The organism is Aliiroseovarius sediminis (genome assembly GCF_022678485.1).
In the GTDB taxonomy this organism is placed as follows: Bacteria; Pseudomonadota; Alphaproteobacteria; order Rhodobacterales; family Rhodobacteraceae; genus Aliiroseovarius; species Aliiroseovarius sediminis.
The window spans coordinates 256,967-271,471 of record NZ_JALBYP010000035.1 but is presented as its reverse complement, the minus strand read 5'-3'; the positions used below and the strand labels follow the sequence as shown (position 1 = coordinate 271,471).

14 protein-coding genes and 1 riboswitch are annotated in these 14,505 nt (G+C 60.0%); of the genes, 11 read left to right on the top strand and 3 right to left on the bottom strand.

All coding sequences use genetic code 11. From position 1 onward, the window contains the following. Positions 1 to 52: 52 nt before the first annotated feature. A complete protein-coding gene (fabA, locus tag MN186_RS12780; protein WP_242114748.1) occupies positions 53 to 562 on the bottom strand; it encodes a bifunctional 3-hydroxydecanoyl-ACP dehydratase/trans-2-decenoyl-ACP isomerase in 510 nt (169 codons plus the stop codon). A 192-nt stretch (positions 563 to 754) separates the two neighbouring features. On the opposite strand from fabA, the gene irrA reads away from it, so the two are divergent. Beyond that, positions 755 to 1,171 carry an iron response transcriptional regulator IrrA gene (gene irrA / locus MN186_RS12775; RefSeq protein ID WP_242114747.1) on the top strand — a complete coding sequence of 139 codons (417 nt, stop codon included), beginning with the start codon at positions 755 to 757 and terminating at the stop codon, positions 1,169 to 1,171. Positions 1,172 to 1,297: 126 nt separating this feature from the next. On the opposite strand, the gene MN186_RS12770 is transcribed toward irrA, so the two are convergent. Together MN186_RS12770 and MN186_RS12765 are read right to left on the bottom strand one after the other, a co-directional pair. Next, positions 1,298 to 1,726, bottom strand: coding sequence for an FKBP-type peptidyl-prolyl cis-trans isomerase (locus MN186_RS12770; RefSeq protein WP_242114746.1), 429 nt, complete (start codon positions 1,724 to 1,726; stop codon positions 1,298 to 1,300). 128 nt (positions 1,727 to 1,854) lie between these two features. Beyond that, positions 1,855 to 2,718, bottom strand: coding sequence for a hypothetical protein (locus tag MN186_RS12765; protein ID WP_242114745.1), 864 nt, complete (start codon positions 2,716 to 2,718; stop codon positions 1,855 to 1,857). Between the two features lie 147 nt (positions 2,719 to 2,865). Here MN186_RS12765 and miaB point away from each other — a divergent pair, with 147 nt between their 5' ends. From miaB to rpsA, 10 genes are all read left to right on the top strand, one after another. Continuing rightward, positions 2,866 to 4,197 (top strand): tRNA (N6-isopentenyl adenosine(37)-C2)-methylthiotransferase MiaB, encoded by a 1,332-nt coding sequence (miaB, locus tag MN186_RS12760; protein ID WP_242114744.1) that lies wholly within the window; start codon positions 2,866 to 2,868, stop codon positions 4,195 to 4,197. A 93-nt stretch (positions 4,198 to 4,290) separates the two neighbouring features. Next, positions 4,291 to 5,361, top strand: coding sequence for a PhoH family protein (locus MN186_RS12755; protein WP_242114743.1), 1,071 nt, complete (start codon positions 4,291 to 4,293; stop codon positions 5,359 to 5,361). 1 nt (position 5,362) lies between these two features. Beyond that, positions 5,363 to 5,857 (top strand): rRNA maturation RNase YbeY, encoded by a 495-nt coding sequence (gene ybeY, locus MN186_RS12750; RefSeq protein ID WP_242114742.1) that lies wholly within the window; start codon positions 5,363 to 5,365, stop codon positions 5,855 to 5,857. Between the two features lie 35 nt (positions 5,858 to 5,892). Continuing rightward, positions 5,893 to 6,795, top strand: a complete 903-nt coding sequence (locus MN186_RS12745; protein WP_242114741.1) for a hemolysin family protein — start codon at positions 5,893 to 5,895, stop codon at positions 6,793 to 6,795. A 5-nt stretch (positions 6,796 to 6,800) separates the two neighbouring features. Continuing rightward, positions 6,801 to 8,351: an apolipoprotein N-acyltransferase gene (gene lnt, locus MN186_RS12740; protein ID WP_242114740.1), complete on the top strand. Its 1,551-nt coding sequence runs from the start codon at positions 6,801 to 6,803 to the stop codon at positions 8,349 to 8,351. Between the two features lie 19 nt (positions 8,352 to 8,370). Beyond that, a riboswitch (SAM-SAH riboswitch) is annotated at positions 8,371 to 8,420 on the top strand. A gap of 14 nt (positions 8,421 to 8,434) precedes the next feature. Further along, the gene (gene metK, locus MN186_RS12735; protein WP_242114984.1) at positions 8,435 to 9,601 is read left to right on the top strand and encodes a methionine adenosyltransferase; all 1,167 of its coding nucleotides are present in this window, start codon (positions 8,435 to 8,437) and stop codon (positions 9,599 to 9,601) included. Positions 9,602 to 9,682: 81 nt separating this feature from the next. Then, positions 9,683 to 10,411 (top strand): tRNA (guanine(46)-N(7))-methyltransferase TrmB, encoded by a 729-nt coding sequence (gene trmB / locus MN186_RS12730; protein ID WP_242114739.1) that lies wholly within the window; start codon positions 9,683 to 9,685, stop codon positions 10,409 to 10,411. A gap of 131 nt (positions 10,412 to 10,542) precedes the next feature. After that, a complete protein-coding gene (gene aroA / locus MN186_RS12725) occupies positions 10,543 to 11,895 on the top strand; it encodes a 3-phosphoshikimate 1-carboxyvinyltransferase (RefSeq protein ID WP_242114738.1) in 1,353 nt (450 codons plus the stop codon). Beyond that, positions 11,892 to 12,497 (top strand): (d)CMP kinase, encoded by a 606-nt coding sequence (gene cmk / locus MN186_RS12720; RefSeq protein WP_242114737.1) that lies wholly within the window; start codon positions 11,892 to 11,894, stop codon positions 12,495 to 12,497. The genes aroA and cmk overlap by 4 nt, the downstream gene beginning before the upstream one ends. Positions 12,498 to 12,707: 210 nt before the next feature. Further along, the gene (gene rpsA / locus MN186_RS12715; RefSeq protein WP_255744207.1) at positions 12,708 to 14,387 is read left to right on the top strand and encodes a 30S ribosomal protein S1; all 1,680 of its coding nucleotides are present in this window, start codon (positions 12,708 to 12,710) and stop codon (positions 14,385 to 14,387) included. Positions 14,388 to 14,505 lie beyond the last annotated feature (118 nt).

Sequence of the window (14,505 nt, the reverse complement as noted above, 5' to 3'; positions counted from 1 at the left end):
CTTCGCATGTGGGTGCCGGGCAGATCCCGACCCCGGAAATCCTGTGGTCCTGTCAGCTTTCCGACAGGGCGACTTTCATATCCTTGACCTGATAGATAACGTCTCCGTCAGCTTCCACAATCCCGTCTGCGACCCCCATGGTCAGACGACGGGTCTGAACGGCCTTGGTGAAATCAATCTTGTAGGTCAGCATCTTTCGGTCCGGGCGCACCATTCCGGTCAACTTGACCTCGCCCACACCCAAAGCATACCCGCGCCCCTGCCAACCGCGCCAACCAAGGTTGAAGCCGGTCAACTGCCATAGACCGTCAAGCCCAAGGCATCCGGGCATGATGGGATTGCCGGGAAAATGGCAGTCGAAAAACCAAAGGTCCGGCGTGATGTCGAACTCGGCAATGACGTGGCCCTTGCCATGTGCACCACCATCGGCGGAAATGTCGGTGATGCGGTCCATCATCAGCATGGGCGGGGCGGGAAGCTGTGCGTTGCCGGGGCCGAACAACTCGCCCCGCGCACATTTCAAAAGGTCTTCCTTGCCAAAACTTGTCGGATAATCCGCCATTCCCCGTGCCCCGTATCTTGTCTATTCCTTCCTTCATCCTCTATCACCCGCGCCAAGTCGGACGCAAGTGCAGGCAACACGCTTCAACGCGACATCCGCGCTCTGCCGGAATAGAAATAATTGGAACTTTCGTGGCAGAGCCCCTATATTCAACAATGATATACGAAACCTTGCAAACCACACAGGCGCGTCATGACTGACCTGAACCGACAGAACGAAGCAAACTGGCTTGCCAGTGCGGGCCTGCGCCCGACGCGTCAACGGCTTGCCTTGGCGCAACTTCTTATGGGTGACGGTCAGCACCGCCACGTGACGGCGGAAAGCTTGTATGAAGCGTCACGCGACAGTGACGAACGGGTCTCGCTCGCCACGGTCTACAATACCCTGCGCATCTTTTCCGAGGCCGGGCTTTTGCGCGAAATCACCGTCAACGGGGCGCGCAGCTATTTCGATACCAATACGTCAAACCATCCGCATTTCTTCTGGGAAGACACCGAAGAATTGATGGACGCCCCCGACGAAGACCTGAAAATCTCGCGCCTTCCAACTGCCCCGAAAGGGGCCGAGATTGCGAAGGTCGACGTGGTTATCCGCTTGCGCCGCAAGTAAGTTGCGCACCAAGCAAATCGCCCGTTTCTTCTGGCCAAATATATCCTGGGGTGAGCGGCACAGCCGCGAGGGGCAACGCCCCTTAGGACGCGCGCAAACCGCGCGCCCGCACTTCGTCATTGCAATTCAGGCGACACTGACGACTTCAAAATCGAAAATCAGCGTCCGACCAGCCAATGCGTGGTTGGCGTCCAGCGTGACGCTTTCATCGGACAGCTCGGTCACGGTTACGGGAATCGGCTGCCCCTGCTGCCCGGTCATCTGAAGCTGCAAACCAACCTCCAGCGGAATGTCCGCGGGTATGTCGCTGCGCGGCACTTCAAGCAGCGCTTCATCCTGACGCGGGCCATAAGCCTCTTCCGGGGCAATGGTCACTTTCTTCTGCTCGCCGACCGACATGCCGGGCAGGGCTTTGTCCAGGCCGGGGATGATCATGCCGGACCCGACGGTGAATTCCAGTGGGTCGCGGCCATCGGAGCTGTCAAAGACGGTGCCGTCTTCAAGAGTGCCGGTGTAATGAATGCGCACAGTCGCGCCGGATGTGACTTCGGTCATAAAAACCTCATAATGTAAGGGGGATTGATGGACGAGGCCGCGTTCTGCGCGGGTGCTCGTGTGATGGGGTGACCCTAAAGAACTCAGTTCTGATGTAAAGAGAGGCCGGGGAACAATCTCAACTCACCTCAAAACCACTGCCCCGGCTCCATCAAGCCCAAGTCCAGCAACTGCTGAGAAGACCAATCAAATTGGACCGAGTTGTGCCATTTGAAGGTCGGAATGTCGAATGTCGATCCAGCGTTTGATTTCAACGCCTTCGCGGTGCGAAAACTAGCGATCGTAGCGGTGACGTTGTTGTGCCACGGGCAGGCGAACGTGTTGTATTCTTCGTCATTGAACGTGTGATCGGCGCGCAGCCTTAGCCCTTTTTGGGCGCGAAAAATTGAAATCCGGTCGATCTTGCGTCGCACGGGCGGGATGTGTTCTTCGAATCGCCACCTTAGTCCGCCGAAGAAATCCAACTGTCGGTCCTTTATTTCCCCAAGCTCATCCTTCCGCCCCAGCGCGTAATAGCCAGATTTGTCCAGATAAGCGTGTTCCAAAGATACCGCATCGGGATGTTGCGCCAGATCATCCGCGTACAGATCGACCACATAGGTCAGCACCGCGTCGCGCCGTTCCTCGGCATGAAAGGCGACCAGTTCCCCGATCGAGCGTGCCTCGCAAAACGGATGAAACAGGTATTCGGCGTTGAAGCAGTAATAAAGCCATGTGCCGGGGGCCACCTCGATGATCTTGTTGACCGCATGTTCCAACGCACCCGTGCGCGTGGTGCTGTACGGGATGCGGTGGATCACCCGCTCCAGTTCATCGGGCAGTTCCAGCGCGTCGGGGGAAAACACCAAAAGTTCGGCAAAGCCTGCGTTCTGGTGGTGGGTGATGGTGCTTTCGACCTCGACCAGATCCTCGACGAAAATCATCGCCACCGGTCCTTTTGCCAGCACCTTGGCACCGGTATTCAGGAAGTCTGTCAAGCCTTGATACCGCATCGGTCCCTTTCGCTTGCCGCCAGATTCTGCGGCATTCGCGCCAAAATGCTATGAAATCAATGTCTTTTGCAAGCGTTGCGGGTGCATGGGCTTTGCTATAGGAAACGGGGCCTGATCCAAGGCTTTATCCAACGGGAAATGCGCGTCATGTCCGAGCAAAAGAAACTTTTCATTCGCACCTATGGTTGCCAGATGAACGTCTATGACAGCGAACGCATGTCCGAGGCGCTGGGCGCGGATGGGTATGTGCAAACGGACACCCCCGATGACGCGGACATGATTTTGCTGAACACCTGTCACATTCGCGAAAAAGCGGCCGAAAAAGTGTATTCCGAGCTTGGGCGTTTCAAGGGTCTGAAAGCTGACAAGCCAGACCTGAAAATCGGCGTGGCGGGTTGCGTGGCGCAGGCCGAGGGTGAAGAGATCATGCGCCGTCAGCCGCTGGTCGATCTGGTGGTCGGCCCGCAGACCTATCACCGCCTACCGCAGATGATGGAGCAGGTGGCGAAGGGCGAAAAGGCGCTGGACACCGATTTCCCCGAAGAAGACAAATTCGAACATCTGCCCGTGCGGCACGGGGCCCAGAAGGCCAAGCGCAACCCGTCTGCGTTCTTGACGGTGCAGGAAGGCTGCGACAAATTCTGCGCTTTCTGTGTCGTGCCCTATACCCGTGGGGCCGAGGTCAGCCGCCCGGCAGACCGCATCCTGCGCGAAGCCCGTGATCTGGTCGAACGGGGCGTGCGCGAAATCACCCTGCTGGGGCAAAACGTCAACGCCTATCACGGTGCGGGCGAGGGGGGCGATTGGTCGCTGGCGCGTCTGATCTGGGCGCTTAACGATGTCGATGGGTTGGAACGCATCCGCTTCACCACCTCGCACCCCAACGACATGAGTGATGATCTGATCGAAGCACACGGCACCTGCGAAAAGCTGATGCCTTATCTGCACCTTCCCGTGCAATCGGGGTCTGACAAGATCCTGAAGCGCATGAACCGTAGCCACACTGCCGAGAAATATCTGCGCTTGATCGAACGCATCCGCGCGGCCCGACCTGACATCCTGCTATCGGGCGATTTCATTGTTGGTTTCCCTGAAGAGGACGATCAAGATTTTGAAGATACGATGTCGCTAATCCGCGAAGTGAATTACGGGCAGGCTTACAGTTTCAAATATTCGACCCGTCCGGGTACACCTGCGGCGGAACGAGCGTTGGTGGATGACGCGATAGCGACGGATCGTTTGCATCGGCTGCAAGCCCTGTTGACGGAACAACAACGCGCTATCCAGCATGGCATGGTCGGCAAAGAGGTCGGCGTGCTGTTTGAAAAACAAGGTCGTCTGGAAGGTCAGATGGTGGGGAAATCTGACCACTTGCACGCGGTCCATGTCGCGGCCCCCAATGGCAAGCCCGGCGATTTGGCGCGGGTAAGGATCGTTGACAGCAGCACGAACTCGCTTGCAGGCGAGTTGGTCGCCTAGGGCAGGGCCGTGGCGCTTTGTCTCGAAAACTTGAAGTTTTTTCAATGGGGCTTGCGTCCGGCATCGGCACTTGGCACCATCACCATATAGGATATGACCAGGAGACCCCTATTGGGCTTTGACAACCTGACAACCGCGCCTGACGCATCGACCGCCGAAGAAGCGCTGCTTGAATTTCCCGACAACCGCCTGCTGATCGACCTGTGCGGTGAGTTTGATAAAAACCTGACTCATATCGAAAGCCATCTGGGCGTGCAGATCGTGCGGCGCGGCAACCAGTTAGCCGTGTTCGGCGAAGCCAGCGCCCGCGTGAAGGCGGTCGAGGTTTTGCAGGCCCTTTATCAGCGCCTGGAAAGCGGCAAGGGGATCGAGCCCGGCGATATCGACGCCGAGATTCGCATGGGTGGCGCCGATGACGACACCGGCACCCGTGACGGCGACCAGATGGAAATGTTTCGGGGCGGCGCGGTCGAAATCAAGACCCGCAAGAAGACGATTGAGCCACGCACCGAGGCGCAGAAAGCCTATGTCCTAAACCTGTTCCAGAACGAACTGGCGTTTGGGATCGGGCCTGCGGGCACCGGCAAGACCTATCTGGCCGTCGCGGTGGGCGTGAACATGTTTCTGGGCGGCCATGTGGATCGCCTGATCCTTAGCCGTCCGGCGGTCGAGGCGGGCGAGAAGCTGGGCTATCTGCCAGGTGACATGAAGGATAAGGTCGATCCTTATATGCAGCCGCTTTACGACGCGCTGAACGATTTTCTGCCCGCCAAGCAGGTCGCCAAACTGATCGAGGAAAAGCGGATCGAGATTGCACCGTTGGCCTTCATGCGCGGGCGCACCCTGTCAAACGCCTTCGTGGTGCTGGACGAAGCGCAGAACGCCACAACCATGCAGATGAAGATGTTTCTGACCCGGCTGGGCGAAGGCTCGCGCATGGTGGTGACGGGCGACCGGACGCAAATCGACCTGCCGCGCGGGGTGGACAGCGGCTTGCGGGACGCAGAAGGTCTGCTGAAGGGCATTGACCAGATCGCGTTCAACTATTTCACGTCGAAAGACGTGGTGCGGCATCCGCTGGTGGCCCGGATCATCGAAGCCTATGACGACGCGGCGCAGACGGCGATGATCAACAAGGCCCGGCGCAACCAGCGCGACAGCTGACATGATCGTTGATGTGGTGTTCGAAGATGATCGCTGGAACGCTGCGGGGCTTGAGGTGCTGGCCGACCACGCGGCGCAAGCAACCTTGGCCCACCTTGGCCTGACGCCGCCCTTTGGTGACGGGTTCGAGGTCAGCCTGCTTGCCTGCGATGACAAACGCATCGCGGCGTTGAACGCGGATTTTCGCGACAAGCCTACGCCAACGAACGTGCTGTCCTGGCCGTCCGAGGATCGCGCGTCCGATCAGCCGGGCGGTGATCCGCACACGCCAACAGACCCGGAACTGGGCGATATCGCCATCGCATTTGACACCTGCACACGTGAAGCCGCCGCGCAGGGCAAGCAATTCCCCGCCCATGTGACCCATTTATTGGTTCATGGAATGTTGCATCTGTTGGGTTATGATCACATAGACGACAAAGATGCAGCCTTGATGGAGGGGCTGGAGGTTGAAATCCTTGGCAAGATGGGCATTTGCAACCCATATACAGGATAACCTGCGCATTAATGCGCGATTGTGGAAAAGGAAAGATGGGCGACACCGAAGACGGATCTTCTGACGCAGCGCAAAGCGCGCAGACGGAAACCGAAGACAACAGTAGCGGCTTTTTTGGTCGTATCATCTGGGCGCTCAGCCACTCGGATGCGACGGACGAGCCACCACGCCATGCACCCGCCGTGCCCAATGGGGCATCATCAGCTGTCCCGCCGGGCATGATGAACTTGCGCCGTATGCGGGTCGAGGATGTGATGATTCCTAAGGCCGAAATCGTGTCGGTTTCGGTCGATACTGGCAAAGATGATCTGGTCGCGCTGTTTCGCGAAAATGGGCTGACGCGTCTGCCGGTGTTTGACGGCACGCTGGATACGCCCATCGGCCTTGTTCACCTGAAAGACCTGGCGCTGAACCACGGGTTCAACGGGGCGTCCGCTGCCAAGTTGCCACCTTATGCGCTGCGCAAGCTGTTGCGTCCGTTGCTCTATGCGCCGCCCTCAATGCCGATTGGCGTGCTGCTTCAGAAAATGCAGACCGAGCGCATCCACATGGCCCTTGTCATTGACGAATATGGCGGGGTCGATGGTTTGGTCACGATCGAGGATCTGATCGAACAGGTAATTGGCGAGATCGAGGATGAACACGACCTTGAAGAAGGCGCGCTGTGGATCGAGGAAAAGCCGGGGTGCTATCTGGCCGAGGCCAAGGCACCCCTGGACGAATTTGAGGCCGAGATCGGCGTCGAGTTGAGCGGCGACGAAGTTGATGACGAGGAAATAGACACGCTTGGTGGTCTGGTCTTCGTGCTGTCCGGTCATGTGCCGGCCCGCGGCGAAGTCATCACCCACCCCGCAGGACCCGAGATTGAGGTGGTCGATGCCGACCCGCGTCGCATCAAGCGCTTGCGCGTGCGTCTACCGTCGAAGCTTCAGGACTAGGCGGCATGATTAGACGGCCCCGTGCGGCAAGTGGTGGCGTCGTCCTTGCGACCGCCGCGCTGGGCAGTTTTGCCGCATTGGGTCAGGCACCGTTTAATTGGCCGATCTGCACGATGCTGGGTTTTGCTGCGGCGTTCCATCTGATTGCGCGCGCCAACAGCCCGTGGCAATCGGCTTGGCGAAGCTGGGGGCTGGGCGTGGGCTATTTCGCCGTCGCGCTGTCATGGCTGATCAACCCTTTTCTTGTCGACGCTGCACGCCACGGTTGGATGGCGCCTTTCGCGATATTTTTCATGGCTGCAGGGCTTGCGCTGTTGTGGGGCGTGGCAGGTGCAATTGCGCACCGCGTGACGATACCGGTGTTGCGGTGGCTTGCGCTTGCGGTTGCGCTGACCGGGGCTGAACTGGTCCGGGCGCGGCTGTTCACCGGCTTTCCGTGGGCCAATCCGGGGCATATATGGATCGAGACCACATTTGCGCCACTTGCAGCCTATATCGGGGCAAGTGGGTTGGGCGCGCTGACCTTCCTGACGGCCGCTTTGCTGGCGTGTATTGCGGCTTCTGATCTGCGCGTGCGCGGTCGGATCATGCACGCCGCCATACTTGTCGGAGTTGTCGCAAGCGCCTTGGGCGTCAGCCTGAACCGCGGCCAAATCCCCGCACCGCCTGACCGCGATGCGATCCTGCGGCTGGTTCAGCCCAACGCCCCCCAGCACCTGAAATGGGACCCGCGTCACGCCTATGATTTCGTGACCCGGCAGGTGGCCTTCACTGCCGCCGACCCGGCGCCCGGCCAACCCCGCCCCGACCTTGTGATCTGGCCCGAAACCGCGGTGCCGACCCTGCTGGAATGGGCCGATGACATTCGCCTGACCATCGCCGATGCCGCGCAGGGCGCGCCGGTCCTGTTCGGAGTGCAACGGGGCGACGGGTTGATGTACTACAACAGCCTTGCCTTGCTGGATGGCACCGGGCAGGTGCAGGCAATCTATGACAAACATCATCTGGTTCCGTTCGGGGAATACATCCCATTGGGCAATTGGCTCGAGCAGTTCGGCATAAGCGCCTTCGCCGCCCGCGCCGGTAACGGCTACTCCGCAGGGCCGGGCGCGGAGGTAATGGATACGGGCGTTGCCGGATCGGCCCTGCCGCTGATCTGTTACGAAGCGGTGTTCCCGCGTGACATTCGGGCCGCCCAAAAACGGGCCGACTGGATATTGCATGCCACGAATGACGCTTGGTTCGGTGAATTCTCGATGCCCTACCAACACCTGGCCCAGGCCCGGTTTCGCGCGATCGAGTTCGGCCTGCCGGTGATCCGGGTGGCCAATACGGGCATCTCTGCGATCATTGACGCGCGCGGCGAACTGCGCGCTTCGATCCCGCTGGGGCAAGCGGGGTATCTGGACGCCAGATTACCGGGCGCAGGCAAGCCCACGTTATTTTCCCGCTATGGCGATCTGCCGCTGGCGATTGTGCTGACTGTTGCATTGTTCACGCTTCAGGCTACGCGCTCGCGCACTGCGACCCAGAAGCGCGTTGACAACCCTGAATAGTCGTGCGACGCGGGTGCACTACCCGCCACAACGGCTTCCTGACGTGGTATGGGTTTCAACATCGGAGCACTTTCATGACACGAATGACACGCAAGACCCACGTATTTACCTCGGAATCCGTTTCCGAAGGGCATCCCGACAAGGTGTGTGACCGCATCTCGGACGCTATCCTTGACGCTTTTCTGGCCGAAGATCCACAAGCCCGCGTGGCCTGCGAAACCTTCGCCACCACCGACCGTGTGGTCATCGGCGGCGAGGTGCGCGGCCCGGCCACTGTCATCCAGCGTGTCGAAGACATCGCGCGGCAATGCGTAAAGGATATCGGCTATGAACAGGAAGGGTTCCACTGGGCCAACCTGAATATCGACAGCTATCTGCACGCCCAATCCGCCGATATCGCCCAAGGGGTCGATGCCGCGCAAGACAAGGACGAGGGGGCCGGCGATCAGGGGATCATGTTCGGCTATGCCAGCGTCGAAACCGATGCGCTTATGCCCGCGCCCCTGCAATACAGCCACGCCATCCTGCGCCGCCTGGCCGAAGTCCGCAAGGACGGCACCGAACCTTGGATGGGCCCCGACGCCAAGTCGCAATTGTCCGTGCGTTATGAAAACGACCTGCCGGTTGAAGTCGCATCGCTCGTCCTGTCCACCCAGCACCTGGACGCCAGCATGACCCCCGACGATGTGCGCGAACGCGTGACACCTTATATTCGCGAAGTGCTGCCTGATGGCTGGTTAACCGACAATACCCAATGGCACGTCAACCCGACCGGCAAATTTGTCATCGGCGGCCCCGACGGGGATGCAGGGCTGACCGGGCGCAAGATTATCGTGGACACCTATGGCGGCGCTGCTCCGCACGGCGGCGGCGCGTTTTCCGGCAAAGATCCCACCAAGGTGGACCGCTCGGCCGCCTATGCCGCGCGGTATCTGGCGAAGAACATCGTGGCGGCAGGCATGGCGAAACGCTGCACGCTGCAACTGTCCTATGCCATCGGTGTGGCGCATCCCCTGTCCATTCTCGTCGACACCCACCGCACCGGCGAGGTTGACGAAACTGAGATCGAAAAAGCGATCGGTCAGGTTATGAACCTGACCCCACGCGGCATTCGTGAACACCTTGGCTTGAACAAGCCGATCTATGAACGTACCGCCGCCTATGGGCATTTCGGTCGCGAACCGGATGCGGATGGCGGGTTCAGCTGGGAAAAAACTGATCTGGTCGAGGCCCTGCAAAAGGCCGTCTGACCCAGATTGCCATTGCAAATGAACACCAAAGGGCGGCCCGTCACTTGACGCGGCCGCTCTTTGCACGGCATAGGCGCGGCCATGACACAAGATGACCCCACACAGCACAAGCACCGCTCGGGCGCGCCGTGGCGCAATTTCTATGGCCGCCTGAAGGGCAAAGGGCTGCGCGACAGTCAGCGGGAATATCTGGACAAGGATCTCGCCGCACTCAGCCCCGGCGCGGTTGATTGGAACGAAAATCCCGACCGCCTCCCGCTTGACCTGAACGCCCTTTTCGGTGGCAAGCCGGTCTGGCTGGAAACAGGCTTTGGCGGCGGTGAGCACATGGTGCATCAAGCCGCCACCAACCCGGATGTGGGGATCATCGGCTGCGAGCCTTACATCAACGGCGTCGCCATGCTCTTGGGCAAGATCCGCAAGGCAGGGTGCGAAAACATTGCCGTCCATCCGGGCGATGTGCGCGACCTGTTCGACGTGCTGCCAGAGCACAGCATTGAAAAGGCCTTCCTGCTGTACCCGGACCCATGGCCCAAGAAAAGACACCACCGCCGCCGCTTCGTGACGCCCGAATACCTCGAACCCTTCCACCGCGTGCTAAAACCGGGGGCCGAGTTCCGCGTCGCCACCGACATCCCCGATTACGTGCGCCAAACGCTGGAAGAGGTCCCGCGCGCAGGCTTTGAATGGCTGGGCGAACGACCCGCCGACTGGCGCGATTCTTGGGACGACTGGATCTCGACCCGCTACGAACAAAAAGCCCTGCGCGAAACCCGCACCCCCCACTACCTGACCTTCCGCCGCCTCTGACCACCCCCGCCGTTTCTTCTGGCCCAAAATATCCTGGGGTGAGGCCGCAGGCCGAGGGGCGAAGCCCCTTTCGCTCTGGCTTCACCCAAATGTCTGCGCTATCAGAATTCGCAGACTACAGGAGAAGACACATGTCCGGACACGGCCCCGCCATCCCCATGACCTCGCGCAAATGCGGCCCTTTGACGGGCGAGGCGCGCGTGCCCGGCGACAAGTCGATCAGCCACCGATCCCTGATCCTTGGAGCGATGGCTGTGGGCGAAACCCACATCACGGGCCTTTTGGAAGGCGAAGACGTGCTGGGCACGGCCGATGCGATGCGAGCGTTTGGCGCCGATGTCGAACATGTGGGCGACGGCGAATGGCGCGTGAACGGCGTGGGTGTCGGCGGCTTTGCAGAACCCGAGCAGGTCATTGACTGCGGCAACGCGGGCACCGGTGTGCGCCTGATCATGGGGGCGATGGCCACCCAACCGATTACGGCAACCTTCACCGGCGATGCCTCGCTTCGGTCGCGCCCGATGGGGCGCGTCACCGATCCGCTCGCGCTTTTCGGGGCGCAAAGCTATGGGCGAGACGGGGGTCGGCTTCCGATGACCATCGTCGGCGCGCGTGAACCCGTGGCGGTGCGCTATGCGACTCCCATGGCCTCGGCGCAGGTCAAATCCGCCGTGCTACTCGCAGGCTTGAACGCCCCCGGCAAGACCGTGGTGATCGAGAAAGAGGCCACCCGCGACCATACCGAACGGATGCTGGCGGGTTTCGGCGCTCAGATCACCGTTGAGGACACCGACGAAGGTCACGTGATCACCCTGACCGGCCAGCCGGAGTTGCAGCCGCAATCCATCGCCGTGCCGCGTGACCCCAGTTCGGCAGCGTTCCCGGTTTGCGCGGCGCTGATTGTGCCCGGCTCGGACGTCTTGGTACCGAATATCGGGCTGAACCCAACCCGCGCTGGCCTGTTCCAAACGCTGCAAGACATGGGTGCCGATCTGAGCTTCGAGAATGAGCGCACAGAGGGCGGCGAACCTGTCGCCGACCTGCGCGCGCGCTTTTCGCCCAATATGAAAGGCATCGTGGTGCCCCCCGAACGCGCGGCCAGCATGATCGACGAATACCCGATCCTGTCGGTCATTGCCGCTTTTGCCACCGGCACCACCAACATGCCCGGCGTGCATGAACTGCGCGTGAAGGAAAGCGACCGCATCGACGCGATGGCCAAGGGCTTGCGCGCTGCTGGCGTGACGGTGGATGAAGGCGAAGACTGGTGGGCGGTTGACGGGCTTGGACCAGAGGGCGTGCCGGGTGGTGCAACGGTTGCCACCGTGCTGGATCACCGGATCGCGATGAGCTTTGCTTGCCTTGGAATGGCGTCGCACAGGCCCATCCATCTGGACGATGGCAACCCCATCGCCACCAGTTTCCCCGCGTTCGAACCGCTTATGGCAGGTCTGGGTGCACAACTGGTAAGGACAAACACATGACACGGTTTACGGTCGCCATAGATGGCCCGGCGGCTGCGGGCAAGGGCACGATCTCGAAGGCGGTTGCCGCGCATTTCGGCTTTGCCCATCTGGACACCGGGCTGCTGTATCGCGCGGTCGGCGCCAAGGTGCTTGCGGGGGGCGATCCGGTGGCCTCGGCCAAGTCGCTGACGGAACAGGACCTGCAAGGAAATCTGCGCACGCAAGAGGTCGCAGAGGCCGCCAGCCGCGTGGCCGTTCTGCCCTATGTGCGCGCGGCCCTTTTCGAGTTTCAGCGCGAATTTGCCGCCCGTGATGGCGGGGCGGTTCTGGACGGGCGCGACATCGGCACGGTGATTTGCCCGGACGCGCAAGTGAAACTGTACGTCACCGCCAGCGCCGAAGTGCGCGCCGAACGCAGATATCTTGAACTGACCGAGAACAGCATGGACGTAACCCGCGCAGATGTGTTGGCCGACGTGAAGGCGCGCGACAAACGCGACAGTGAACGGGCCGAAGCCCCCTTGAAACCCGCAGACGACGCGGTGATCATCGACACGTCTGATCTGTCCATCGGCGACGCAGTTGCGCGCGCCGTGTCCGCGATTGACGCGCGGCGCTGATCGTCAACGCCTCTTGCTTTATTGGCAGAATCCACGTATTCCCCGCCCCTGTCGACAAGGTGAAAACGCCGCGATGACAGGGATACGAGCAGGGTCGGAGATACCGGCCCTCTTTGTTTTGCGGATAACCTGTTGACCAAATTGGAAAACCCAAGACCTGCGGAGCCAACCGCACGGCCCGAATAGCACTTGTAAAGGAACAAAACGCATATGTGCGCTAAAGCAACTATGGAGGAATTCGAAGCCCTCCTGAATGAAAGCTTCGAAATGGACACCCCCGAAGAGGGTTCGGTTGTCAAAGGCAAGGTCATCGCCATCGAAGCGGGCCAAGCCATCATCGACGTAGGCTATAAGATGGAAGGCCGCGTCGACGTTAAAGAATTCGCAAACCCCGGCGAAGCCCCTGAAATCGCAGTTGGTGACGAGGTGGAAGTCTACCTGCGCTCTGCCGAAAACGCGCGTGGCGAAGCCGTCATCTCGCGTGAGATGGCCCGCCGCGAAGAAGCATGGGACCGCTTGGAAAAAGCCTATGCCGACGACGCCCGCGTTGAAGGTGCAATCTTCGGTCGCGTCAAAGGCGGCTTCACGGTCGATCTGGGCGGCGCTGTGGCGTTCCTGCCCGGCAGCCAAGTCGATGTGCGCCCCGTGCGCGACGCAGGCCCCCTGATGGGTCTGAAGCAACCGTTCCAGATCCTGAAAATGGACCGTCGTCGTGGCAACATCGTTGTGTCGCGTCGTGCAATTCTGGAAGAATCGCGTGCCGAACAGCGTGCTGAAGTCATCGGCAACTTGACCGAAGGCCAAGCGGTTGACGGCGTCGTCAAGAACATCACCGAATATGGTGCATTTGTTGACCTTGGCGGTGTTGACGGCCTGCTGCATGTCACCGACATGGCATGGCGCCGTGTGAACCACCCGTCGGAAATCCTGTCGATCGGCGAGACCATCAAGGTTCAGGTCATCAAGATCAACAAGGAAACGCACCGCATCTCGCTTGGTATGAAGCAGTTGCAGGACGATCCGTGGGATTTGGTTGCTGGTAAATACCCGCTGGAAACAACCCACACGGGCCGCGTGACGAACATCACCGACTACGGTGCGTTTGTTGAGCTTGAGCCGGGCGTTGAAGGTCTGGTGCACGTGTCTGAAATGTCGTGGACCAAGAAGAACGTCCATCCCGGCAAAATCGTGTCGACCTCGCAAGAGGTTGAAGTCATGGTGCTGGAAATCGATCAGGCAAAACGCCGTGTGTCGCTTGGCCTGAAACAAACCATGCGCAACCCGTGGGAGGTGTTTGCAGAAACCCACCCCGAGGGCACCGAGGTCGAAGGCGAAGTCAAGAACATCACCGAATTCGGTTTGTTCATCGGCTTGGAAGGCGAGATCGACGGCATGGTTCACCTTTCCGACATTTCTTGGGACCAGCGTGGCGAAGAAGCTATTCAAGAGTTCAAGAAAGGCGACGTCGTCAAAGCCGTTGTTTCGGAAGTGGACACAGACAAAGAGCGTATCTCGCTGTCGATTAAAGCCTTGGACGGTGATCCCTTCGCAGAAGCCGTTGGCGGCGTGAAGCGTGGTTCGATCATCACTGTCGAAGTGACATCAATCGAAGATGGCGGCATTGAAGTGGAATATGAAGGCATGAAATCCTTCATCCGCCGCTCGGACCTGTCGCGTGACCGTGCCGAACAGCGCCCCGAACGTTTCCAGGTTGGCGACAAGCTGGACGTTCGCGTGACCAACGTGGACTCGAAATCGCGCCGTCTGGGTCTGTCGATTAAAGCCCGCGAAATCGCCGAAGAAAAAGAGGCCGTCGCGCAATACGGTTCCTCGGATTCCGGTGCATCGCTGGGTGACATTCTTGGCGCCGCGCTGAAGCAAGACGACTAAGTCCTGCCTCTTTGAAAATCAGGCGGCCCCGTGCGTTGTGCGGGGCCGTTTTTGTATCGAATCAATAAAGGTCGCTGCGTTGCAATAATCCCCAGCAACCCGACATCACACCATTCGC